Genomic DNA, 21,466 nt, shown 5'->3' with positions numbered 1-21,466 from the left:
GCCCCCCACCTCGTCGTGTCGCTCCCCGAAACGGTCGCACCACCGTAGCGCGCGCGGCGAGGGCCGGTTGACCGGTCAGCTGCCCGCGCCCGTCCTGCCCCAGTCCGGACCGGTCCGGGCCCACTCGCGGTCCAGGCGCGCGTACCGCCGTTGTGTCAGCTGCCGTACGACCGACCGCCGCACGCCCTCGACCAGCGCCGCCGACGCGACGGCGACACCGGCGCCGGCCAGCACGGCGTGCTCGCGGGCCGTGGCCGTGTTCATCGGGGGGTTCACCGGGCGGCCCCGGCCGTCCGTCCAGATGCGTACCGTGGCGCCCGGCTGCGCGCTCTGCCGCGCGACGGTGACCGTCCCGGTCCGCAGGGTGCCGTCCGGCGCCGTCCAGCCCGCCCGTACCGGCGTGCGTATCCGGTGGTCCGCCGAGGCCCCCGGTTCCCGCGCCCCGCCGTCGCCGCCCCGCGCGGGGCCCAGCACCTCCGCGGTGACCGGATGGCGGTGCGCCTGCTGCAGCCGTGCCGTCTCCTGGAGGGACGCGAGGGTCGCCGCGCCGGAGAGCCAGCCCGCGGCGGGGGCCACCAGACAGATCAGTACCAGGGCGGCGAACGCCACCCACGCCTCGGCGAGATCGGTGGTCCGGCACAGGGCGTTGTGCCGCCAGCGCCAGAGCCCCATGACCGCATGCACGGAATTCGGCACCCCCTTCCGTGTCCGTCAACGCGCGTACGGACCCTCCGGGTTCCCTCCGCCGTACGCACCATGCGCCGGCGCTCCCGCCCTACCGGTACTCCAGGATCTCGACCGGGTCCCCGGTGCGCAGGGTGCCGGTGCCCTCCGGCACCAGGTTCTGGCCGAAGACCATCCGCCGGTCGATGAGGCGGTGCCGGGCGAGCGTGCGCAGCGGCTCCTTGCCGCGCCGGGCGGTGCTCTGGTCGGTGGTGGTGATGACGCAGCGGCCGCACGGCTTGGCGACCCGGAAGGTGACCTCGCCGATCGCTATCCGCGCCCAGCGGTCCTCGTCCCACGGCGCGGTGCCGTCGACCACGACGGTCGGGCGGAAGCGCTCCATGGGCAGCGGCCCCTCGTCGGGGTGGTCGCCCTGGGCCACGAGGGAGTTCAGCGCGTCCAGCGAGGCCGTGGTGGTGACCAGGAGCGGGAAGCCGTCGGCGAAGCTGACCGTCTCGCCGGGCCGCGCGTAGTCGGGGTCGATGGGGCGGCGGCGCGCAGGGTCGTCCAGGTGCACCAGCCGCACGTCCTCGCCGAGGTAGGCGCTGAACCACGCGTCGGCGGCGGCCCCGGCCGGTACGGCCTCCACCTTCGTCCCGAAGATCTCGGTCACGACCGTGCCGGTGGCCCCGGAGGGCACCGCCACCGACAGCGGCTCGCGCCCGGGCGCGGAGACGGTGACCCCGCCGCCCTCCCCGAGCGCGGCGGAGGCCAACGCCATCCGGGCGTGCTGGCGTTGGGTGACCGTCTTCGCCGAGGCGTCGATCAGCATCCAGCGGCGGTCCCCGGCGAGCCCCCACGGCTCGACCACCGCCTCGGCGGGTGCGAACCCGCCGAGCGACTTGACCGGATGGATGTGCAGGGAGCTCAGTTCTGCAGTCGGCATGGCCTCATCCTGCCAGCCGCTCCCCGGCACGGGTGCCCGTACGGTCAGTATCCGCCGCCCTGGTACGGGCGGTTGTACGGGTCGTCGTACGGGGCCGGCGCGGGCGCCGGTGCGGGACGCGGCGCCGCCGGGCGCATCGCCTCGTACCCCGTGGCGACCGGCCGCGGGTACTGCGGGGGCTGCGGGCCGGCGTAGCCGCGCGGCGCCGTCGCCTGCTGGGGGATGTAGGGAGCGGGCGCCTGGTGCAGCGGAGCGGGCTGCGGCGCCTGCATCTGGGCCGGCTGGGGGTAGCCGTAGGAGCCGCCGTAGGACGGGATGGGCTGGGAGGGGGCCGCCGGGAGGGCGGGGAGCGCCGCGGGCAGCGCCGGCAGGTAGCTGTTGCCGGTGTCGTACGCGGCAGGCACTCGGATCGGGGCGATCTGAGGCGTGCCCCGCTCCGCGACGAGGGAGTCGTAGATCGGGGTGTCCGGGAACGACGGCGCGCCGTAGTAAGCGCCGCCGTAGGAGCGGGGGGAGGTCATGGCACATAAGTTAAGCCCACGATCTGCTTTTGGGGAGTCCGGTAAGAGGGTTGATTTACGTGTACGGAGAGGCGACCGATCCCCAATGTGACCGAAGGTGGCAAAAAGGGGCGCCCCTTCTGGTAAAGCCCATGCTGAGGAGGGGTTACCGGCAGTCGGGCGCACGGCCCCCGGGATGGGCCCCCTTCCCGCCTCCGGGGGCCTTCCCGTCGCTTCCGCGGACAGGGCCGCGTCTCCTCGATTACGTTGGCGGGTACATAAATCGCCAGGCGTCGGACCGGCGAAGGGGTAGTCATGTCCATGATTAAAGGAGCCAATGTCGTCGTGCCGACGCGCAGTCTCCGCGTCGAATTGGGCTGGCGTTCCGGCCCCGGTGTGCCGGACGTCGACGCGTCGGCTCTGCTGCTCGTGGCGGGCCGGGTGCGCTCCGACGCGGACTTCGTCTTCTACAACCAGCCCGCGCACGCCTCCGGCGCGGTGCGCCACGAAGGCAAGCGCACCTCCGGCGCGGCGGTGACCGACACCCTCACCGTCGACCTCGCTCGCGTGGAGCCCGCGGTGGACAGGCTCGTCCTCGCCGCCTCGGCGGACGGCGGACCCTTCGGACGGGTGCCGGGGCTGTCCATACGGGTGCTGGACGCGGCCGGCGGTACGGAGGTGGCGCGGTACGACAGCCAGGACGCCACCGTGGAGACGGCGTTCATCCTGGGCGAGCTGTACCGGCGGCAGGGGGCGTGGAAGTTCCGTGCGGTCGGGCAGGGGTACGGCAGCGGACTGGCCGGCCTGGCAACGGACTTCGGCATCACCGTCGACGAGCCGCAGCACCTGGCACCGGCGCACCCTCCGTCCGCCTCTCCGCCCTCCGCGCCGCGCCCGCCCGCCGCCCGGAACCCCATGCCCGCATCCCGGCCGTCCGCCCCGGAGTCCCGGCCGTCGGTGCCCGCGCCCCGGAGCCGCGCGACCACGCCTCCGCCCGCGGCGCGGCGGGACGGGCCCGCCGACCGGCGGACCGAGGCACCCGGGCGTCCGGCACCCGGCGGACCGGCGCCCGCCGCCCGCAAGGTCGCGCTGACCAAGGTGACGCTCACCAAGAGCGCCCCCTCCGTCTCGCTCACCAAGCAGGGCGGCACCTCGGGCGCCATGCGCGTCAACCTCGACTGGACCGCCCGCTCCGCCGGTTCGGGCCGGGGCTGGTTCGCCAAGCTCGCCACCGGCGACGTGGACCTCGACCTGGGAGCCCTGTACGAACTCACCGACGGCAGCAAAGGCGTCGTCCAGGCGCTCGGCAACTCCTTCGGCTCCCTGCACCGGCCGCCGTACATCCACCTCGACGGCGATGACCGCACCGGAGCCGTCGCCACCGGCGAGAACCTCACCATCAACCTCGACCACAAGGACCGGTTCCGCCGCATCCTCATCTTCGTCACCGTCTACGACGGGGCCACCAGCTTCGCCGGCCTGAACGCGACGGTCACCCTGTACCCGCAGCACGGCGCCCCCGTCGACTTCTCCCTCGACGCCTGCACCGTCAACTCCCGCGTCTGCGCACTCGCCCTCATCACGCAGGACAACGGCGACCTCGTCGTCCGCCGGGAGGCCCGCTACCTGCTCCCGCAGCCCGGCATCACCCACCAGGAGACCGTCGACACCACCTACGGCTGGGGCCTCACCTGGACCCCCGCCCGGAAGGACTGACCGGGGCGCCCCTTACCGGCGTTCCGGCACCGCCTGCGGGCGCGGATACGTACGGCCCTTCCAGGCGGCCCCGCGCCCCCGGTGGTGCTGCACCGCGGAATCGACCGTCATGCCCAGGTAGAGCGCCGCCGTCACCGGCAGCAGGAGCGCCGTCCACAGCGACTGGCGGTAATAGCGGAGCATCGGGATGTACGTCCCCGTCATGACCGCCCACGCCGCGCCGCCCAGCGCACCCGCCGCCGCGTCGCCCCCGAACACGCCCGCGCACAGCGCGGCGGGCGGTGCCACGTACACCAGCAGCAGCCCGCCCACCGTGCCCACCAGGATCAGCGGGTTGTGGCGGAGCTGCGCGTACGCGGTGCGGGACACCATCCCCCACAGATCGGCCAGCCGCGGGTACGGGCGCACACTGTCCAGCCGCTCGGCGAGGCCCAGCCAGAGCCGCCCGCCGGCCCGCCGCACCGCCCGGGCCAGGGACACGTCGTCGATCACCGCCTGCCGGATCGACTCGGGCAGGCGCGCCCGGTCCGCCATCTCCGTGCGCAGCAGCATGCAGCCCCCCGCCGCGGCGGCCGTCCGCGCGCCGTGCTCGTTGGTCCACCGGAACGGATACAGCTTCGCGAAGAAGTACACGAAGGCCGGCACCACCAGCCGCTCCCAGCCGCCGGCCACCCGCAGCCGTGCCATCTGCGAGACCAGGTCGAGGCGGTTGCTCGTGGCCGCGGCGACGAGCTCCCGGAGGCTGTCGGGCTCATGGGCGATGTCCGCGTCGGTCAGGAGAAGGTATTCGGGCCCGCCCACCGCGTCCGGCCCGCCGCCCGCCGCCTCGGGGCGCCCCTCCGCTCCGTAGTCGCCGGCCGCCTCCGAGCGCCCTTCCGCTCCGTGGCCGCCCACCGCGTCCGGCCCGCCGCCCGCCGCCTCGGGGCTGCCCACCGCTCCGTAGTCGCCGGCCGCCTCGGGGCGCCCCACCGCTCCGTGGCCGCGCGCGGCTTCCGGGGCGCCCGCCGCCGGCCGCCCGCATGCCACCGCGATCCCGTGGCGCACGGCCCACAGCTTCCCCGTCCACCCGGGCTCCGGCGGGCCGGGCGAGGCCACCGTCAGCGGCAGCCCCCCGTACCGCGCGGACAGCGCGCGGGCGAGATCGCCCGTCCCGTCCTTGCTGCCGTCGTCGACCAGCACGATCCACGCCGCCCCCGGGTAGTCCTGCGCCAGCAGCGAGGGCAGGCTCACCGGCAGGACCTCCGCCTCGTCCCGCGCGGGTACCACCACGGCGACGGACGGCCAGCGGGCCGGGTCCTCACGGCGGGGCAGCCGCTGGTCCGTCCGCCAGAAGAAGCCCTGCCCGAGCAGCAGCCAGGCCCACGCCACCAGCGACCCCAGCGCGATCCACGCAATGGTGCTCATTCGTCGCAGTCTGCCCCACAACGACGGGAGCGCAAGGGCCGTCGGCTAGGGTGACCGGGTGAAGATCGCGCTCATGGACTCCGGAATCGGCCTGCTGGCGGCGGCCGCCGTGGTGCGCCGGCTGCGGCCGGACGCCGATCTGGTGCTCTCCTCCGACCCCGACGGCATGCCCTGGGGACCCCGTACGCCCGAGTACGTCACCGAGCACGCCCTCGGCGCCGCCCGGGCCGCCGCCGCGCACCGCCCCGACGCGCTGATCGTGGCCTGCAACACCGCCTCCGTCCACGCGCTGCCAGCGCTGCGCGCGGAGCTGGAGCCCGGGATTCCGGTGGTCGGCACCGTTCCCGCCATCAAGCCCGCGGCCGCCGGGGGCGGCCCCGTGGCCATCTGGGCGACCCCGGCCACCACCGGCAGCCCGTACCAGCGGAACCTGATCCGGGAGTTCGCCGGGTCGGTCGACGTCACCGAGGTGCCGTGCCCGGGTCTCGCCGACGCCGTGCAGCACGCCGACGAGGACGCCGTCGACCGGGCGATCGCGGCGGCCGCCGCCCTCACCCCGGACGATGTGAGGGCCGTCGTCCTGGGCTGCACGCATTACGAACTCGTCGCCGAGCGCATCCGTGCCGCCGTCCAGCCGGCCGGCCTGCCGCCCGTCGTGCTGCACGGCTCCGCCGGTGCCGTGGCCGCCCAGGCGCTGCGCCGGATCGGTGCCGCACCCGCACCGGCCGCCACCCCCAGCACCTCCCTCGCCGTGCTGCTCAGCGGCCGCCCCTCCCGGCTCCCGGACGCGGCGCTCACCTACGCGGAGGGCCGCCTGCTGGCCACCGTCGCACCCACCGGCTGACAGCCGACCGACGGATCTTCCGCGGCCCTGCCCGAGGCCGCAGGCACCCTGCCCTGGCCGTGCCCCGGCGGTGCGCCGGCCGGGCTCCGGCACGAAGGGCCGCGGAAGCGGAACGTGAGTACGCTGCTACGCATGAGGGACCACCACCCCCGCGGCGAGCCGGCCCCCACCCACCCCGGGCACGAGACCTGGACGGGCCGCGCGACCAACCGCGTCCAGTGGCTGCTCGCCGCCGCGGGAGCCGCCTGCGTGGCCCTCGGCATCCAGCTGGCCGTGGCCTCCCCGTGGACCTCGGGCGTCCCGGCGCTGCTGATGGCGGTGGTCGGGTGCGTGTCCGCGGGGCTGCTGGTGCTCTTCGGCACGCTCGCCTTCGTCCATGTCGAGATCACGGTCGACCACCACGCCCTGGAAGTGCGCTGCGGCCACATGGGCGTACCGCGCCGCCGCATCCCGCTGGAGCACGTGGTGGGCGCCGAGTTCGCCCCGTCCGTCACCCCGCGCCAGTGGGGAGGCTGGGGCTACCGCTGGCGTCCCGAGCTGGGCACGGCGGTCGTCGTCCGCCGGGGCGAGGCCCTGGTCCTCACCCTGGGCGACGGCCGCAGCTTCACGGTGACGGTCGACAACGCGGAGGGCGCGGTCCACTTCATCCGCCACCGCCTCCTCCACCGGCACCGTCACCACGGCGACTGACCGGGGGCGGCTGCCGGCCCGGCCCGCCGTCGGCCGTCAGCGGGAACGCGCCGTCGCGAAACCGGCCAGCAGCCCGGCGGCCGTCGTCACCGGAGTGAAGCTCAGCGCGTTGCCGACGGCGGCCAGTACCGCGAGCGCGGTGAGCGCCGCGGCGGCCGACAGCACCACCGGCGTCGGTCTCGGCGAGCGCCACAGGCCGTACAGCAGCCAGCCCCACACCCCGCTCATCACGGCGATGCCCACCACGCCCTGTTCGGCCGCCTGCTGGAGGGGTGCCGAGTGCGGCCTGCCGCTGGAGCCGCTGGAGCCGCTGGAGCCGCTGGAGCCGCTGGAGCCGCTGGACCGCGGCGACTGCCGGGCCGTGGTGCTCAGCTCGCCGAACCGGCCCGGACCCGCCCCCAGCAGCGGCTCCCGGTGGACGACGTCCCTCGCGTCCCGCCACAGCTGCACCCGGTACGAGGTCAGCGTGCCCTCGACGGGACCGGCCGCCCCCGGCGCGAGGACGTCCTCGGCCACCGCCCACGACCCGCAGACCACCAGCCCCACGCAGAGCGCCAAGCCCGCCAGCACGGGACCCCGCCGCCGGACCCGTGCCGCGGCCAGGGAACTGAGGAGCACCGCCGCGCCCGCCAGGCACCCGGCGACCGAACCCAGAGCGAGGGACGTGCCGGCCACACCGAGCGCCACCAGCCGCAGCGCCGAGCGCAGCGGCGGGCGCCGGGCCGCCGCGGCCGCGCAGCAGGCGGCCCCCGAGGCCAGCGCGGCCAGCGCCGCGTACGCACCGGCGTCGCCGGGCAGCGGACCGCCGACGGCCGTGGCACCCGGCAGACCGGACAGCCCCGTCCGCGCGGCGGTCATCAGGCCCAGGACCGCCAGGGCCGCGGCCGCCCCGGCCGCGACCGGCAGCAGCGCCCCGGCGATCCGCCCGCACGCGTACCCCGCCGCGAGGGCGAGCACCGCGAGCAGCACCCCCTCCGGGCGGGCGTCCCGGCCGGCAGCGCTGACCAGCGCCGAGACCGCGCAGCCGGCCAGCAGCGCGGCGCCCACGACATCGGCCGTCCGGCCGCGCTCGGCGGCAGGCTCCGCGACGGACGCGGGCACGGGCTCCGGCAGGGATACGGGCGCGGACTTCGCCCCGGAGTCCGCCCCGCAGCTCGCCCAGGAGTCCGGCCCAGGCTCCGGCACAGGTTTCGGCGCAGTGATCATCCCGTCGACCCCCCGACTGACGGGTCCCTGGTGGGACAGGACCGGCGCTCACCGTAGCGGCAGCCGGCCCGAAGTGTGGAGGGGCTGTGCAGAAACGATCTTCAGCCGCCGAGGCGCTTTCGTCCCGGCGCCGGGACCGCCTCTCTCGCGCGGCGCCGGGACCACGCGCCGCCGGGACTGCCCGCGCGCCGTCGGGACCTCGCGCCGGCTGCCGGAGCCGCCCGCGCGCCGTCGGGGCCGCCCCTCCCGCCCGCCTACCGGAGCCGCCCGCGCGCCGTCGGGGCCGCCCCTCCCGCCCGCCTGCCGGAGCCGCCCGCCGCCCCGCTGCGGGGGCCTCCCGCCTCCGGGGCCACGCGCCCGCTGCCCGAGCCGCCTGCCCGCTCCCGGTGCCGCCCGCGCGTCGGACCGCCCTCCCGTCCGCCGCGGGCGCCGCCGTAGACTCCGCACGTGAGCGCCACCGTGACCCCTGTCGACGACGCACCTCCGCCCGACGCCGCCGAGCACCGGCGGAGCGCACGGCTCCTGCGACGGCTGATGAGGCCGGGAGCGGCGGTCCTGTCCGGGGTCCTGCTGTACCTCAGCTTCCCGCCCCGCCCGCTCTGGTGGCTCGCCCTGCCCGCCTTCGCCCTGCTGGGCGCGACCCTGCGCGGCCGCCGCCTCAGGGCCGGCTTCGGCCTCGGCTACCTGGCCGGACTGGGCTTCCTCCTCCCGCTGCTCGTCTGGACGGGCGAGGAGGTCGGCGCGGTGCCGTGGCTCGCGCTCGTCGCTGCGGAGTCGCTCTTCATCGGTGTCGCCGGCCTCGGTGTCGCGGCGGTGTCGCGCCTGCCGGCCTGGCCCGTCCTCGCCGCCGCCGTGTGGATCCTCGGCGAGGCGGCACGCGCGCGCGTCCCCTTCGGCGGCTTCCCCTGGGGGAAGATCGCCTTCGGTCAGGCGGACGGCATGTTCCTCCCACTGGCCGCGGTCGGCGGTACGCCCGTGCTCGGTTTCGCGGTCGCGCTCTGCGGCTTCGGCCTGTACGAGGCGGTCCGCGCGCTGCGCGCGTACCGGGCGGCCCGCTCCGTCCCGCGCGGCCCGCTCGCCACGGCCCTGCTGTCCGTCTTCGTGCCGGTCACCGCCGCCCTCGCCGCGCTGCCGCTCGTGTCGGACACGGCGGAGGACGGCACCGCCACCGTCGCCGCCATCCAGGGCAACGTGCCGCGGCTGGGGCTGGACTTCAACGCCCAGCGCCGCGCCGTGCTCGACAACCACGCGCGCCGCACGGAGCAGCTCGCCGCCGACGTGGCCGCCGGCAAGGTCGCCCGGCCGGACTTCGTGCTGTGGCCGGAGAACTCCTCCGACCTCGACCCCTACCGCAACGGCGACGCACGCGCCGTGATCGACCGCGCGGTCGGCGCCATCGGCGCGCCCACCGTCATCGGCGCCGTGCTCACCCCCGAGACGGGCCCGCTGCGCAACACGCTCATCGCCTGGGACCCGCAGCGCGGCCCCGCCGACACGTACGACAAGCGCCATGTGCAGCCGTTCGGCGAGTACATCCCGATGCGGTCCTTCGTGCGCCTCTTCAACAGTGACGTCGACCGCGTCAGCCGGGACTTCGGGCCCGGCCGGGAGGTGGGCGTCTTCGACCTCGCCGGCACCCGGGTCGGCCTCGCCACCTGTTACGAGGCGGCCTTCGACTGGGCCGTGCGCGACACCGTCACGCACGGCGCCCAGCTCATCGACGTACCGAGCAACAACGCCACCTTCGGGCGCAGCGAGATGACCTACCAGCAGCTCGCCATGTCGCGCGTACGGGCGGTCGAGCACAGCCGCGCCGTTGTCGTCCCGGTGACCAGCGGTGTCAGCGCGGTCATCCGGCCGGACGGCACCGTCGCCCAGGAGACCCGCATGTTCACCCCGGACGCCCTGGTGGCCGAGGTGCCGCTGCGCTCGTCCCTGACGCCGGCCACCCGGCTGGGCACCCTCCCGGAGGCCGCCCTGGTGGCGCTCGCCGCGGCCGGGCTCGGCTGGGCCGCGGCCGGGGCGCTCCGCAGCCGGCGCGCCGCCCGGACCGGGCAGGTCTCCGCCTAAGGTCGTGGGCATGGCGATCCCTGACTTCATCCGGGCCGTCCGGGCCACGGCCGGACACCAGCTGCTCTTCCTGCCGGGCGTCTCCGCCGTCGTCTTCGACGACGAAGGGCAGGTGCTGCTGGGCAGACGGGCCGACAACGGTCGGTGGACGCTCATCACCGGCATTCCCGAGCCGGGGGAGCAGCCGGCGCTCGCCGTCGTGCGCGAGGTGTACGAGGAGACCGCCGTCGAGTGCGTGGTGGAGCGGGTCGTCCTGGTCGAGGCGCTGCCGGAACCGGTGACGTACCCCAACGGCGACCGGTGCCAGTACATGGACACCACATTCCGCTGCCGCGCCGTCGCGGGGGAGGCGCGTGTCAACGACGACGAGTCGCTCGACGTCGGCTGGTTCCCCCTCGACGCGCTGCCGCCGCTGCGGGAAGGCGATCTCTTCCGGATCAAGCAGGCCCTGGCCGACGAGCCCACGTGGTTCGCCACCACTGCGCGATAAGCGGAAGTATGGAGCCGGAACACATACGTCGGGGTGGCACGGCTCCATAAGGTGCGGAACATGACCGCACCCCAGCCCACCGTCACCTCCCTCGACCTCGGCGGCCGCACCGCGCTCGTCACCGGTGCCGCGAGCGGCATCGGCCGGGCCTGCGCGCTGCGGCTCGCGGCCGCGGGGGCCAAGGTCAAGGCCGTCGACCGGGACGCCGACGGCCTCGCCGCACTCGCGGCGCTTGCCGAGGCGTCCCGGGGACTGTCCGGTGCGGTGGAACCCCAGGTCCTCGACCTCACGGACCTCGACGCCGCCGAGGAGACCGCAGCGGGCACCGACATCCTCGTCAACAACGCAGGGCTGCAGCGCGTGAGCCCGATCGAGGACTTCCCGCCCGAGGTCTTCCGCACGGTCCTGGCCGTGATGCTGGAGGCACCGTTCCGGCTGATCCGGGGAGCGCTGCCGCACATGTACGGGCAGGAGTGGGGCCGTATCGTCAACATCTCCTCCGTCCATGGGCTGCGCGCCTCTGCCTACAAGTCCGCCTATGTGGCCGCCAAACACGGCCTGGAGGGGCTGTCCAAGACAGCCGCCCTCGAAGGCGCTCCGCGCGGGGTCACCTCCAACTGCGTCAACCCCGGCTACGTCCGCACCCCGCTCGTGGAGGCGCAGATCGCCGACCAGGCGGCCGCCCACGGCATCCCGGCCGGGCGGGTCGTCTCCGACGTGCTGCTGAAGGACGCGGCGCTCAAGCGGCTCATCGAGCCCGAGGAGGTCGCCGAGGCCGTCGCCTACCTCTGCGCGCCGCAGGCGTCGTTCATCACCGGAACGTCGCTCGTCCTCGACGGCGGCTGGACCGCACACTGAGCACGGTCACGGCACGGGCGGGGGCGGCACGGCCGGCACTGGCGTGCGCGGCGCGGCCAAAGGCCCCGGGGGTCCGCCGCCCCGCCGACCGGCCCGCCGCCGGGTTTTCCACAGGGCTGGTGCGACCCCCCGTACGGCAGGTATCCCTGTGACCATGTCCGACGAACAGCTCTCCTACCTGGAGCTCCTCGCCCGCGGGGCCGCCGCCGAGGCCTACGACCGGCCCGCGCTGCTCGCCCGTGCCAGCGGCGCCGGCCCCGAGGCGCTGGCCGCGCTGGAGCAGGCCAAGCAGCTCGCGCTGCGCGTGCGGGCGGAGCTGGAGGGACGGCGGCGCCGGGAGGCGGAGCTGTCCGCGCTGTTCGAGACGGCACACGACCTGGCCGGACTGCGCGACCTGGACGCCGTGCTGCGCGCGATCGTCCAGCGCGCGCGTTCCCTGCTCGGAACGGAGGTCGCCTACCTGAGCCTCAACGATCCGGTCGCCGGCGACACCTACATGCGGGTCACCGAAGGCTCGGTGTCCGCCCGCTTCCAGCAACTGCGCCTGGGCATGGGGGAGGGGCTCGGCGGGCTCGTCGCCCAGACCGCCCGGCCGTACGTGACGGAGAGCTACTTCGACGACGAACGGTTCCGCCACACCCGCACCATCGACTCGGGCGTCCGCGACGAAGGGCTCGTGGCGATCCTCGGCGTGCCGCTGACGCTGGGGAGCCAGGTCATCGGCGTGCTCTTCGCCGCGGACCGCCGCGCCCGCGTCTTCGAGCGCGAACAGGTCGCGCTGCTGGGCTCGTTCGCGGCGCACGCCGCCGTGGCCATCGACACGGCCAACCTGCTCGCCGAGACCCGGTCGGCGCTGGCCGAGCTGGAGCGGGCCAACGGGATCATCCGCGCCCACAGCGGAGTCATCGAGCGCGCCTCCGAGGTCCACGACCGCCTGACGGAACTGGTGCTGCGCGGGGGCGGCGTCCATGACGTGGCCGCCGCCCTCTCCGAAGTCCTCGGCGGAACCGTCGGGTTCACCGAAGGCCCGCTCCCCGGCCCGGCGTACGGCGACGGCCGGGCCGTGCGGCACGGGGACGACTGGGTCGCGGCCGTCTCGGCGGGCGGCGAGGTCCTCGGGGCACTGGTCCTGCGGGGCCACCCGGACCTCGACCCGGTCGACCGGCGCACCCTGGAGCGCGCCGCCATGGTCACCTCCCTGCTGCTGCTCGCGCGCCGCTCGGCGGGCGAGGCGGAGCAGCGGGTGCGCGGCGAACTGCTCGACGACCTGCTGGACGCGCCGGAGCGTGACCGGCGGCTGCTGAGGGAGCGCGCCGCCCGCCTCCGTACCGACTTCGATGCCCCGCACGTGGTGCTGGCCGCCCGGATCGACCGGTCGGCGCCGGCCACGGCCGAGGGGTCCGCCCCCGAGCGGGACACCGGAGGACGGAGCGCGACGGGTCGGGACGGGGCGCCGGGTCACGGCACCCCGCCGGAGGACGCCGCCGTACGGGAGAGCGCCGACCGGCAGCGCCTGTGGTCGGCCGCGTCCCATCTGGCGGCGACCCGGCACGGGCTGGCCTCCGCGCGCGACGGCGGCACCGTCCTGCTGCTTCCGCTGGGCCCGGGCGACACCGCAGCCGGCCTGGCCCGCCATGTGGCCAAGCACCTCGGCGGAACCCTGCGCGAACCGGTCACCGTCGGCGCCTCCTCACCGGTCGACGCGCCCGCCGCCCGGCCGGGCGCGATATCCCCGGCGTACGCCGAGGCCCGCCGCTGCCTGGAGGCACTCCGGCTGCTCGGGCGCTCGGGCGAGGGCGCCGCGGCCCAGGACCTGGGCTTCCTCGGGCTGCTGCTGGCGGACTCGCGCGACATCGCCGGCTTCGTCGACCGCACGATCGGCCAGGTCGTCGCGTACGACCGGCGCCGTGGCACCGACCTGCTCCGCACGCTGGACGCGTACTTCGCCAGTGGGATGAGCCCCGTCCGCACCAAGGACGCGCTCCACGTCCACGTCAACACCGTGGCCCAGCGCCTGGACCGGATCGCCCGGCTCCTGGGCCCCGACTGGCAGTCCCCGGCCCGCGCCCTGGAGGTGCAGCTGGCGCTGCGGCTCCACTTCATGTCGGCCGCGGTCGCACGCTGAAACCGCCGCCCGCCCGCGCGTGGGGACGACCGGCCGTTCACACGTCGCTCTATGGCTGAGGGCTCCAACAAAATGAGATGAAGGATGGCCGCAGGTCGGGCGAGGATCGCTCGGTACTCACCGACGAAAGGGCAGCCGTGGGCGACAGTCCTCCGAGGGAGCTCATCTCGCTCGCTGATGACGAGGGCAACAGCGTCTCGGTCAGCGTTCTGGGACGCAGTCCCAGGTGGACCGCCGGGCTCGACGCGGAGATCGTCGTCAAGACGCCCTTCGTGTCCGGCCGCATCGACTTGGCGCTGTACGTCGCGAGGTTGGAGAACTGGGCCGACGCACTGGACCGGCTTGACGCCGGCGAAGACGTGGCCTGGATGGAGAGGAGCAGCGGGCCGTCCCTCTTCATCCAGCTCACGGGCGAGCGCGGCTGTCCGGAGGTTGTCGTGGAGGACGAGTCCGGGTCCATGGTCACCGTGCGGGTCCCGCTCGTCCCGCCGGACGACTGGATTGCCGACCATCGCCGGCGTCTGCGCCAGGTGATGGATCACTGGGTTCCGATGCTGTCAGGGTAGGGAGACACGTCGCCGGAAGCGGATGAGTGCGCATCCGAGGGTCAGGAAGGCTTCGTGGGTGTCGCCGCGGGATCTCCCGGCGGATCCGCAGGCGGCGGAACGGCCTCGAGCGGCGCAATGAGCTGGGAACGGACGTTGTCCCGTCACGGCCTGAAGCGCCGTGCCCCGGCCCGCACTTGGGATGGTGACAACCATGTCCGAGGAAACCGAGAAAGCCGGAGCCCTCAGCCAGTCCCGCTACGAAGAGATCGTGGCCGAGCTGCGGCAGGTCGTCGAACAGCAGACCCAGAGCCAGTTCACGATCGGCGACCGGCCCTGGAGATCGAGCCGATGCGCTCGTGGAACGACGAGTCGGCGGCCCTGCCGGGCCGGGAGCTGTTCACGGTCCGCCAGGCGATGACCCGGCTGGCCGAGGACGCCAGATCGACCGGACGGTGCACGTCGATCCGGCCGTGGTTCAGGCCGCCGTACATCGCTCCGTGCCCACGACGATGCTCGGGCAACAGCGTCAAGTCCACCGGAGGCTTCACCGCCCCGTCCGCACACAGCACCGCGTCGACCAGCTCGTGTCGGCGTACATGTGAACGTGCACAGCCGAGTACGGATGAACGTGCCCCCGGCTCGCCCGTTCCGGCAGTGAACTTCGGAGAACGCCGACGCCTTCCGTTGAATCGTTAGGGCCTGAGCACGTTCATCCGTACCCAGGTGCGCATTTTCAGGAGTACGCCGACAGCTCGAACGACTCGTCGCGCCGAGCGGTCAGACACTCGTAGAACGCGCCCCGGAAGCGTGACGCCTCCACGAACGCTTCCCTCCGGACAGCATCAGGCAGGAGACTCACCCTGACGGCCTTCGTCGTGGTCAGTGCACCTTCGTAGGAGCACATGATCAGATGAAGGCCGCCCCCACGTCCGGCAAATCCCCAGGTGAGCGACTCAGTTCGAGACGCTGTTCGAGGCCGGTTGTCCTGTCGTACCAAACCTTGAGCGCATCTCACCGAAGACTGACCGATCACAGTCCGTCGCACCGAGTTCGAGTGACTGCGGCGCCGGGCTCCGATCACGCCAAGCAGGTACTCACTGATTCCGCTTTCCTGACGTGAACGGGCCGGACACGGGGGCTACACACTTGTCGACGACGGTCTCCTCGCCGGCCGCAGAGCCCTCCAAGCAGAGCCGTCCGCCCTTGTCACGCAGGTCGAGGAAGAACCGTGTGGTCGCACCCGACTGCTTCAGGTCGTGAATGCGTTCGTCGACATAGCCGAGGTCGTTCAGAATCGTCCTGACTTTGGCGGGGGTGGGATCCACCAGATCCCAGAGCGCCTGGACGATGCGCTCCTCATGGAGATTGCTCGCGCACCAGTCACGAGCGTTCAACTCCACTTCCGGCCCCGCCGTGGGGGCGATGGGCTCGACGTCCGGCGGTGTCTCCACCGCACCGGGCGGCAGTGGCAGTGCCGGACCGCTCGGCGGCGGCTCCGGCGGGGCGCTCGGGGGACACGACTGCTCGACCCTGTCCAGTATCTCCGTGAGACCGGGCCGGGCCTCGGCGGTGTTAGCGGGCTCGATTTGCAGTCCGTCGGCGCTTGTCTTCTGGGTGCCGCAGGCGGCGAGCGCCAGAGCGGCAAAAGCTGTGATCACGAGCGTGTGCCGTGGGCGGCGCGGAAAGCGGGTAACCGTGCTCGTCAGGGCAGGGGTTCGTCTCATGCGCCAAGTCTGTGATCATGCCGCCCCTCGCACGTGAGTAGTCGTACTCACGTGCGCAGGAGTACTCGCTCAAACTTCGATGAGACGTAACCGAACTTCAGTGAGACGAGACACCGGTAGATGAAGAACAAGCTAAGCTCGCCCGGATCGACAGGCGGTCCAGGAAGGCCACCATCCGCCTCGGCATGCCACGACCAGGAGCGGGGGCCGTGAAGAGCGACGCATGCCGAGAAGATCCTGGCCGCGGTCTGAGCACATGGACGCTCGACCAGCTGGATACGTTCATCCACCACGCCCGCGGCCGGCAACTTGAGACGGCACGCGTCGCCGCCCAGGGCCAGGCATACAACTCCAGCCATCCTCCGGAAGGCCGGCGCCAGTGGGCGAAGCTGTCGCTGCTCGCGAACCGGCGCACGTTCGACCACGCCGAGGGACGCTCCGCGCGGGTGGCCCAGCAAGACTTCATGCTTCGCATGTGGGTGATCGACCGGCTCGGCCCCGACGGCACGGACCCCGACTGGAGTCCCGAGGCGCTGGCGTCCGACACGCTCCACGCACTGACCTTCACGCCCGCACAAGCCGCTGATCTCGCCGAGGGCTGGCGCGACCTGCCCATCGAGCTGATCCGCGAGCTGCGGCGGCACAAGAACCTGACCGCCCACCTGGAAAGCCTGGTCGGTTACCTGGCTCCTGGCCCAGCCCGTGAGCGACTGGTCGCCTGGACCACAACTCGACAGCTCCTTCCTTGACCATCAGTTCCCAGCGATCAAGCCACCCTCACCGACCGGCTTCAGAGCGAAGTGCCGAGAGGCATGCATCCGCTGCCCCATGCTCCAGGACAGTCTCAAGGGCTGTCCCGGCTCGCCGACATCGAACAGCAGCGGCTAGGGCTGCCTCGTAACGATCACGCATGACGGCGCCGCAGCCGGCTGGCGGCCGGCTGCGGGGTCAGTCCAGGCCGGTTGCCCATGCCGCCAGCAGGGCGAAGTCGTCGACGGCAAGGCCGTATCGGGGGTCGACCCGGTGCAGTAGGGCAGGACCGTCATGGTGGTTCTTCACCCAGGTGCGATCCGCTTCGGTGATGTCGTCGTCAACCCAGGCGAAGGCACGGCCTTTCGCCCACGCGACGATCTCGGGCGTCTTCCAGAACACCCCGTCCCCGGGCTCGGCCCGCGGCGACGGCCAGGGGATGAAGGGCAGTTCGGGCAATCCCAGGAGTGGCGCGACGAAGGCGTTGGCTTCCTCCTCCCACGTCGTCGCCCACACCAGGTCGAAGGGAAGTGCAGTCAGCGCCGGGCCGTGATCCGGGTTGAGCCACACCCGCAGCGGCTTCACGGGCCGGTTCGGCAGCCCCCACTCGGTCAGCCGGCGCCGCTCGGCAGCTTCCCACCGAGGCGTCAGCAACCGGTGCGTCTCATAGCCCTCAGGCCGCCGATGCGGCTTGGCGGCGTACGGGTTCAGCGGTCCGTCCACATCCACCAACAGCACTGGGCGCACCAGTTCGCCCCCCCTGGACAGCGAATCCAATCGTTCCGGCTTCCATGTCAGCGAACCTGGTCGCTCTTCGGCCCGATGACTTTACTTCTGGTCGCCGTTCCGTCCGGGGCGAACGAGTGGTGGAACGTGAAGGCGCACGGCCCGGAGCCGTGATCGTGGAGGTGCTCCAGCCTGGAAACCCCGTCCTGCCAGGTGGGTATCACGCCGTCCGAGACCCACCAGAACACGTGATTCGGGTGCCCAGTCCTCTCGAACCAGTCGTAACGCCTGTTCAGCGCCTCACGGTGCAGACCGGTGTAGACGGCGTCGAAAGCGGGGCGCAGGTCGGTCCAGAGTGAGAGGGTCGTGGCCAGGGCGGTGGTTTCCACCGTACGGCCCTTGCCGTACCAGGTCGGTACGGCGAGCTCTCCCCATGCACCCCAGTCCGCCTCGAAGAGCGCGCCCTGGTCAATGTCTGCCGCTTCAGCACGCGCGAGGTATCCGGGGTGCTGACTGAACTTTTGGTAGACGGCCTCACCAATGTCGTAGAACTCGCGCGTAAGAGGTGCGGGATCGGCGAGAGGTGACTTCAGGACGCCGAATGTGTACAGAGCAAGATGGGGCATGCGTCTCTCCCTGGTTGGGCTGCCTGGCGGGATCCGGTTCGGTGGCTTACGCATGGGGGCGAGGGTTCGCGGGGCGTGGCCCACTCATCCCGTCGCGGCTGGCTCAGCCTGAAGGAACCCCCGTGCGACCGTGGATGACCACCGAAGACCAGATGAAGGTAGCTGCCTCTTCGCATCATGTCGAAGTTGCAATTTCCCTGCTCAAGTGGCTTTGCGCACAGGCCTTTTCCAGGGTCGGCCGTGGTCCGCTGCGTGAGACGGGCGGCGCCGGCTTGCCCGGTGCGGGGAAAGGTCAGGCTCAGGTGGATGGCTTCGATTCACCCGAGGGCTGTCCCGTACGGGTCTGCTGAGGTGTTGGCGCATGCACAGCAGCCGGGGCGGCGGTCTGCCTATGCGGCCTGGAGAAAGTGGTGCAGGCGGGCGATGCCGAGCCGGCTTGGGCGGGTCACCGTAGGTGATCGTCGTTACCCCGTCGCTCGGAGAATCAGCAGTGCCTGTTGGTGCCGTTCACGTGCGTCCACCGTGGTCTGCCAAGCCGTGAAGCGAGCGGGAAACCTGGTGGTAGCCATCCAGGGCGTACGGGATGCTGACAAAGTGATTGAGCGAGATGCCGCAGTTCAGATCGTTGAGGAAGAGCTGGAACGCGACTACCAGCGGGAGCTGTCGGTCGGGCTTGACCCGATGCGCATGGCTGTGTCGCATGTAGAGCGGCATGAGCTGGTATGGATCGTTTCCTGGACATCCGAGGAGTATCTGCGCACCCGGAATCCAGACTTCGCGCTGGCCGGGAATGGGCCGTACCTTGTTGATCGCGTCGACGGAAGCCTGCACCAGATCGGTGTCGTCTCCGCAGTGACGGACGCGTGGGAGGCGGACTACCGAGTCCGTATTCGAAGGCAGGTCATGCGGACCGCAGTGGACGATCTGCACGATGAGCTCCGGGCGGTGGCAGCCGCTCGCGGGAGGGTTCATGCCATGCACGCCCTGCGCCAAAAGGTGCCAGTGCTCTCCCACGCTCAGATCATCGAGTACGTGACCGCCTTGCAACATGGCGATGCTCCGGCGCACCTTGTAGAGGCCTCCTCCAGAGAGCTGGTGCCGCCTACTGACCCGTTTTCGTCCGTGGTGACCATCCGCGGAGTCGAGAACCGTCGAGGTGCCTGACCGCAGCACTTGCCCTCACGAAGCGAGGAGAACTCGCTTACGCAAGAGCGAGAAGTTGGCGCGGCCAAACATCTGATGCTTGACCGTTAGGATCCGAACTCGCAGCTGAACCACCACCCTTCGTCCGGCGCTCGGTACGTCGGCGGGGAAGCGTGGAGAGGAGCTGTGCACCCGGTCGACCAGGCCCCACATCCCGGGCGAGCGGCGCCAGCCGTGGTGCAGTGCGCGTCAACGCGTGGGCGACTTCGAATCGGGCCCGGAGGCGCTCATCCGTCACTCACCGTGGCCGCTGCACGGAAGCTGAGCCAGAACCTTTTCCCGTGCGCGACGCTTACGCTGCCCCCATGCGGTTCCTGGTCGAACCCTTCGCCCTCGGTGCCCTCGAACGCGGGCGGTCGATCGAGCAGTTTCTCGGACCTACCGACACTCCGGGGCAGCCAGTCCGCGAGGAGGACTTCGGACTCCAGCTCGCGGTGGTTGTCGGCGCTCACGCGGCCTTGGCCATCGCGGAAGGGAAGATCGGCGCCGACCGCAGCAGGTGGGTCAACGAAGGCGTTGCCGGCGCCGAATACAGGGACTACGTCCGTGCGGGACGTCCCTCAGCCTTCCTCGGAGGCGCCGCACGGTCGAACGCCTGCCCCGAATGACCGACCCATGGGCGGTGAGCCGGCTTCCCCGACGACCTGTGCGCCGGACCGACGACCGCCACCGCCAGATGAAGCGGCCTCTTCGGCCCGTACAGCCTCAGCGAACCGCCACCGCCTGCTCATCCTCGGCGGCGTCCTCCGCCAGGTCGCGGCTGCGCGTCTCCCGCGCGCACCCGATGGCGACCACGGTGAGCAGCGCCGCGGCGATGACGTACAGCGCGATCGGCGTGGAGCTGTCGTAGTCGGCCAGCAGCGCGGTGGCGATGAGGGGAGCGGGCGCACCGGCGGCCACCGAGGAGAACTGCGCACCGATGGAGGCGCCCGAGTACCGCATGCGCGTCGCGAACATCTCGGAGAAGAAGGCCGCCTGCGGTGCGTACATCGCCCCGTGCAGCACCAGACCGACGGTCACGGCGAGCAGCAGGCTGCCGAAGCTCTTGCTGTCGATCAGCGCGAAGAAGGGGAACATCCAGGCCCCGACGCCGATCGCCCCGATCAGGTACACCGGGCGCCGCCCGATGCGGTCGGACAGGGCGCCCCACGCGGGGATCACCGCGAAGTGCACGGCGGAGGCGATGAGGACGGCGTTGAGGGCGGTCTGCTTGCTCAGGCCCGCCGACGTGGTCGCGTACACCAGGATGAACGCGGTGATCACGTAGTAGCTGATGTTCTCCGCCATCCGGGCGCCCATCGCCACCAGCACGTCGCGCCAGTGGTACCGCAGCACGGCCACGAGCGGCATCTTCTCCAGCTGCCCGGTCTCGGCCGTGCGGGCCTCCGCCCGGGCCAGCGCGGCCTTGAAGACGGGCGACTCGTCCACGGACAGCCGGATCCACAGGCCGACGATCACCAGCACACCGGACAGCAGGAACGGGATGCGCCAGCCCCACGAGGTGAAGGCGGCGTCCGACAGCAGGGCGGTGAGCGCCGACAGCACACCGGTGGCCAGCAACTGCCCGGCCGGCGCCCCGGTCTGCGGCCAGGACGCCCAGAACCCGCGCCGCCGGGCGTCCCCGTGCTCCGACACCAGCAGTACGGCCCCGCCCCACTCACCACCCAGCGCAAACCCCTGCACCAGCCGCAACACGGTGAGCAGTACGGGGGCGGCGGAACCGATCGTCGCGTGCGTCGGCAGCAGCCCGATGGCGAAGGTCGCCCCGCCCATCAGCAGCAGGCTGAGGACGAGCAGCTTCTTCCGCCCGAGCCGGTCGCCGTAGTGCCCGAACACCAGCGCTCCGAGCGGCCGCGCGGCGAAGCCGACGGCGTACGTCAGGAACGACAGCAAGGTGCCGACGAGCGGGTCGGAGCCGGGGAAGAACAGCTTGTTGAACACCAGCGCGGCGGCGGACCCGTAGAGGAAGAAGTCGTACCACTCGATGGTGGTGCCGATGAGACTCGCGGCGACGATGCGCTTGAGGCTGGACGGGGCTGGTGGAGCGGATGCGGGGGCGGCCATGAACACCACTTCCGGACAGTTGGCGGGGACGATTCCGTGTCGCCACACCGTAGGAACGCGCAGGTCAGACGCGTATGTGGTGGGACACCATAGTTCTTGGTGTGGGTGTGCGCGGGGCCACCATGGAGGCGGTGACGGGCTCTCCGCACCGGCCTCGTCGAGACTGCCGAGAAGGCTGTCGCAGAGCAGTCCCCCCCGGGGGGTCTCGCTGGCTGAAGCACTGATCGCGTGGACCACGGCCACACGAGGTGGACTCTCACGGTGAGACCGGGGGCCATGACACGATTCAGGCACAGGGCGCGGAGAGACCTCG

21 protein-coding genes are annotated in these 21,466 nt (G+C 72.5%); 11 read left to right on the top strand and 10 right to left on the bottom strand.

Annotation, left to right across the window (positions count from 1 at the left end; all coding sequences use genetic code 11):
* Window positions 1-75: 75 nt before the first annotated feature.
* From ACIA79_RS23195 to ACIA79_RS23185, 3 genes are all read right to left on the bottom strand, one after another.
* Window positions 76-672 (bottom strand): hypothetical protein, encoded by a 597-nt coding sequence (locus ACIA79_RS23195; protein WP_399430247.1) that lies wholly within the window; start codon window positions 670-672, stop codon window positions 76-78.
* A 103-nt stretch (window positions 673-775) separates the two neighbouring features.
* On the bottom strand, window positions 776-1,609 hold the full coding sequence (locus tag ACIA79_RS23190) for an MOSC domain-containing protein (RefSeq protein ID WP_399430246.1): 834 nt from the start codon (window positions 1,607-1,609) through the stop codon (window positions 776-778).
* A gap of 44 nt (window positions 1,610-1,653) precedes the next feature.
* Window positions 1,654-2,130 carry a DUF6643 family protein gene (locus tag ACIA79_RS23185; RefSeq protein WP_399430245.1) on the bottom strand — a complete coding sequence of 159 codons (477 nt, stop codon included), beginning with the start codon at window positions 2,128-2,130 and terminating at the stop codon, window positions 1,654-1,656.
* 294 nt (window positions 2,131-2,424) lie between these two features.
* On the opposite strand from ACIA79_RS23185, the gene ACIA79_RS23180 reads away from it, so the two are divergent.
* On the top strand, window positions 2,425-3,825 hold the full coding sequence (locus tag ACIA79_RS23180) for a TerD family protein (protein WP_399430244.1): 1,401 nt from the start codon (window positions 2,425-2,427) through the stop codon (window positions 3,823-3,825).
* 12 nt (window positions 3,826-3,837) lie between these two features.
* On the opposite strand, the gene ACIA79_RS23175 is transcribed toward ACIA79_RS23180, so the two are convergent.
* Complete coding sequence (locus ACIA79_RS23175; protein WP_399430243.1) at window positions 3,838-5,229, bottom strand: glycosyltransferase; 1,392 nt, start codon at window positions 5,227-5,229, stop codon at window positions 3,838-3,840.
* Between the two features lie 58 nt (window positions 5,230-5,287).
* Between ACIA79_RS23175 and ACIA79_RS23170 the strand changes: the two genes are divergently transcribed.
* Window positions 5,288-6,073 (top strand): glutamate racemase, encoded by a 786-nt coding sequence (locus ACIA79_RS23170; protein ID WP_399430242.1) that lies wholly within the window; start codon window positions 5,288-5,290, stop codon window positions 6,071-6,073.
* 132 nt (window positions 6,074-6,205) lie between these two features.
* Window positions 6,206-6,763: a hypothetical protein gene (locus ACIA79_RS23165; protein ID WP_399430241.1), complete on the top strand. Its 558-nt coding sequence runs from the start codon at window positions 6,206-6,208 to the stop codon at window positions 6,761-6,763.
* Between the two features lie 36 nt (window positions 6,764-6,799).
* Here ACIA79_RS23165 and ACIA79_RS23160 read toward each other — a convergent pair whose 3' ends face one another.
* Window positions 6,800-7,864 (bottom strand): O-antigen ligase family protein, encoded by a 1,065-nt coding sequence (locus ACIA79_RS23160; RefSeq protein WP_399430240.1) that lies wholly within the window; start codon window positions 7,862-7,864, stop codon window positions 6,800-6,802.
* 552 nt (window positions 7,865-8,416) lie between these two features.
* Here ACIA79_RS23160 and lnt point away from each other — a divergent pair.
* From lnt to ACIA79_RS23135, 5 genes are all read left to right on the top strand, one after another.
* Entirely contained in the window at window positions 8,417-10,039 is a 1,623-nt protein-coding gene (gene lnt, locus ACIA79_RS23155) for an apolipoprotein N-acyltransferase (RefSeq protein ID WP_399430239.1), read from the top strand.
* A 10-nt stretch (window positions 10,040-10,049) separates the two neighbouring features.
* Window positions 10,050-10,529 (top strand): NUDIX hydrolase, encoded by a 480-nt coding sequence (locus ACIA79_RS23150; RefSeq protein WP_399430238.1) that lies wholly within the window; start codon window positions 10,050-10,052, stop codon window positions 10,527-10,529.
* 60 nt (window positions 10,530-10,589) lie between these two features.
* Window positions 10,590-11,387, top strand: a complete 798-nt coding sequence (locus ACIA79_RS23145; protein WP_399430237.1) for a 3-hydroxybutyrate dehydrogenase — start codon at window positions 10,590-10,592, stop codon at window positions 11,385-11,387.
* 154 nt (window positions 11,388-11,541) lie between these two features.
* Window positions 11,542-13,512, top strand: a complete 1,971-nt coding sequence (locus tag ACIA79_RS23140; RefSeq protein ID WP_399430236.1) for a helix-turn-helix domain-containing protein — start codon at window positions 11,542-11,544, stop codon at window positions 13,510-13,512.
* A gap of 77 nt (window positions 13,513-13,589) precedes the next feature.
* A complete protein-coding gene (locus ACIA79_RS23135; RefSeq protein ID WP_399430235.1) occupies window positions 13,590-14,078 on the top strand; it encodes a DUF5959 family protein in 489 nt (162 codons plus the stop codon).
* Between the two features lie 296 nt (window positions 14,079-14,374).
* Here the strand turns inward: ACIA79_RS23135 and ACIA79_RS23130 are convergent, their stop codons facing one another.
* Together ACIA79_RS23130 and ACIA79_RS23125 are read right to left on the bottom strand one after the other, a co-directional pair.
* A complete protein-coding gene (locus tag ACIA79_RS23130; protein ID WP_399430234.1) occupies window positions 14,375-14,551 on the bottom strand; it encodes a hypothetical protein in 177 nt (58 codons plus the stop codon).
* A 603-nt stretch (window positions 14,552-15,154) separates the two neighbouring features.
* On the bottom strand, window positions 15,155-15,784 hold the full coding sequence (locus ACIA79_RS23125; RefSeq protein WP_399430233.1) for a hypothetical protein: 630 nt from the start codon (window positions 15,782-15,784) through the stop codon (window positions 15,155-15,157).
* Between the two features lie 209 nt (window positions 15,785-15,993).
* On the opposite strand from ACIA79_RS23125, the gene ACIA79_RS23120 reads away from it, so the two are divergent.
* On the top strand, window positions 15,994-16,533 hold the full coding sequence (locus ACIA79_RS23120; protein ID WP_399430232.1) for a hypothetical protein: 540 nt from the start codon (window positions 15,994-15,996) through the stop codon (window positions 16,531-16,533).
* A gap of 199 nt (window positions 16,534-16,732) precedes the next feature.
* Here ACIA79_RS23120 and ACIA79_RS23115 read toward each other — a convergent pair whose 3' ends face one another.
* Both ACIA79_RS23115 and ACIA79_RS23110 read right to left on the bottom strand, forming a co-directional pair.
* Window positions 16,733-17,284, bottom strand: a complete 552-nt coding sequence (locus tag ACIA79_RS23115; RefSeq protein WP_399430271.1) for a hypothetical protein — start codon at window positions 17,282-17,284, stop codon at window positions 16,733-16,735.
* Between the two features lie 44 nt (window positions 17,285-17,328).
* On the bottom strand, window positions 17,329-17,886 hold the full coding sequence (locus ACIA79_RS23110) for a DUF3291 domain-containing protein (protein ID WP_399430231.1): 558 nt from the start codon (window positions 17,884-17,886) through the stop codon (window positions 17,329-17,331).
* 558 nt (window positions 17,887-18,444) lie between these two features.
* Here ACIA79_RS23110 and ACIA79_RS23105 point away from each other — a divergent pair.
* On the top strand, window positions 18,445-19,050 hold the full coding sequence (locus tag ACIA79_RS23105; RefSeq protein ID WP_399430230.1) for a YrhB domain-containing protein: 606 nt from the start codon (window positions 18,445-18,447) through the stop codon (window positions 19,048-19,050).
* A 344-nt stretch (window positions 19,051-19,394) separates the two neighbouring features.
* A complete protein-coding gene (locus ACIA79_RS23100) occupies window positions 19,395-19,697 on the top strand; it encodes a hypothetical protein (protein ID WP_399430229.1) in 303 nt (100 codons plus the stop codon).
* A gap of 97 nt (window positions 19,698-19,794) precedes the next feature.
* On the opposite strand, the gene ACIA79_RS23095 is transcribed toward ACIA79_RS23100, so the two are convergent.
* A complete protein-coding gene (locus ACIA79_RS23095; protein WP_399430228.1) occupies window positions 19,795-21,153 on the bottom strand; it encodes an MFS transporter in 1,359 nt (452 codons plus the stop codon).
* Window positions 21,154-21,466 lie beyond the last annotated feature (313 nt).

The organism is Streptomyces sp. NPDC051310 (assembly GCF_044455245.1).
Lineage (GTDB): Bacteria > Actinomycetota > Actinomycetes > Streptomycetales > Streptomycetaceae > Streptomyces.
Note: the sequence above shows the minus strand (reverse complement) of the source record. Positions and strands in the feature narration are given on the sequence as shown.

Coding starts and splice junctions, on each gene's coding strand:
- ACIA79_RS23140 (WP_399430236.1), top strand. CDS start 11,542: ATGTCCGACGAACAGCTCTCCTACCTGGAGCTCCTCGCCCGCGGGGCC.
- ACIA79_RS23110 (WP_399430231.1), bottom strand. CDS start 17,886: ATGCCCCATCTTGCTCTGTACACATTCGGCGTCCTGAAGTCACCTCTC.
- ACIA79_RS23145 (WP_399430237.1), top strand. CDS start 10,590: ATGACCGCACCCCAGCCCACCGTCACCTCCCTCGACCTCGGCGGCCGC.
- ACIA79_RS23180 (WP_399430244.1), top strand. CDS start 2,425: ATGTCCATGATTAAAGGAGCCAATGTCGTCGTGCCGACGCGCAGTCTC.
- ACIA79_RS23175 (WP_399430243.1), bottom strand. CDS start 5,229: ATGAGCACCATTGCGTGGATCGCGCTGGGGTCGCTGGTGGCGTGGGCC.
- ACIA79_RS23100 (WP_399430229.1), top strand. CDS start 19,395: ATGCGGTTCCTGGTCGAACCCTTCGCCCTCGGTGCCCTCGAACGCGGG.
- ACIA79_RS23135 (WP_399430235.1), top strand. CDS start 13,590: ATGAAGGATGGCCGCAGGTCGGGCGAGGATCGCTCGGTACTCACCGAC.
- ACIA79_RS23195 (WP_399430247.1), bottom strand. CDS start 672: ATGGGGCTCTGGCGCTGGCGGCACAACGCCCTGTGCCGGACCACCGAT.
- ACIA79_RS23165 (WP_399430241.1), top strand. CDS start 6,206: ATGAGGGACCACCACCCCCGCGGCGAGCCGGCCCCCACCCACCCCGGG.
- ACIA79_RS23130 (WP_399430234.1), bottom strand. CDS start 14,551: ATGTACGGCGGCCTGAACCACGGCCGGATCGACGTGCACCGTCCGGTC.
- ACIA79_RS23095 (WP_399430228.1), bottom strand. CDS start 21,153: ATGGCCGCCCCCGCATCCGCTCCACCAGCCCCGTCCAGCCTCAAGCGC.
- ACIA79_RS23125 (WP_399430233.1), bottom strand. CDS start 15,784: ATGAGACGAACCCCTGCCCTGACGAGCACGGTTACCCGCTTTCCGCGC.
- ACIA79_RS23190 (WP_399430246.1), bottom strand. CDS start 1,609: ATGCCGACTGCAGAACTGAGCTCCCTGCACATCCATCCGGTCAAGTCG.
- ACIA79_RS23185 (WP_399430245.1), bottom strand. CDS start 2,130: ATGACCTCCCCCCGCTCCTACGGCGGCGCTTACTACGGCGCGCCGTCG.
- ACIA79_RS23150 (WP_399430238.1), top strand. CDS start 10,050: ATGGCGATCCCTGACTTCATCCGGGCCGTCCGGGCCACGGCCGGACAC.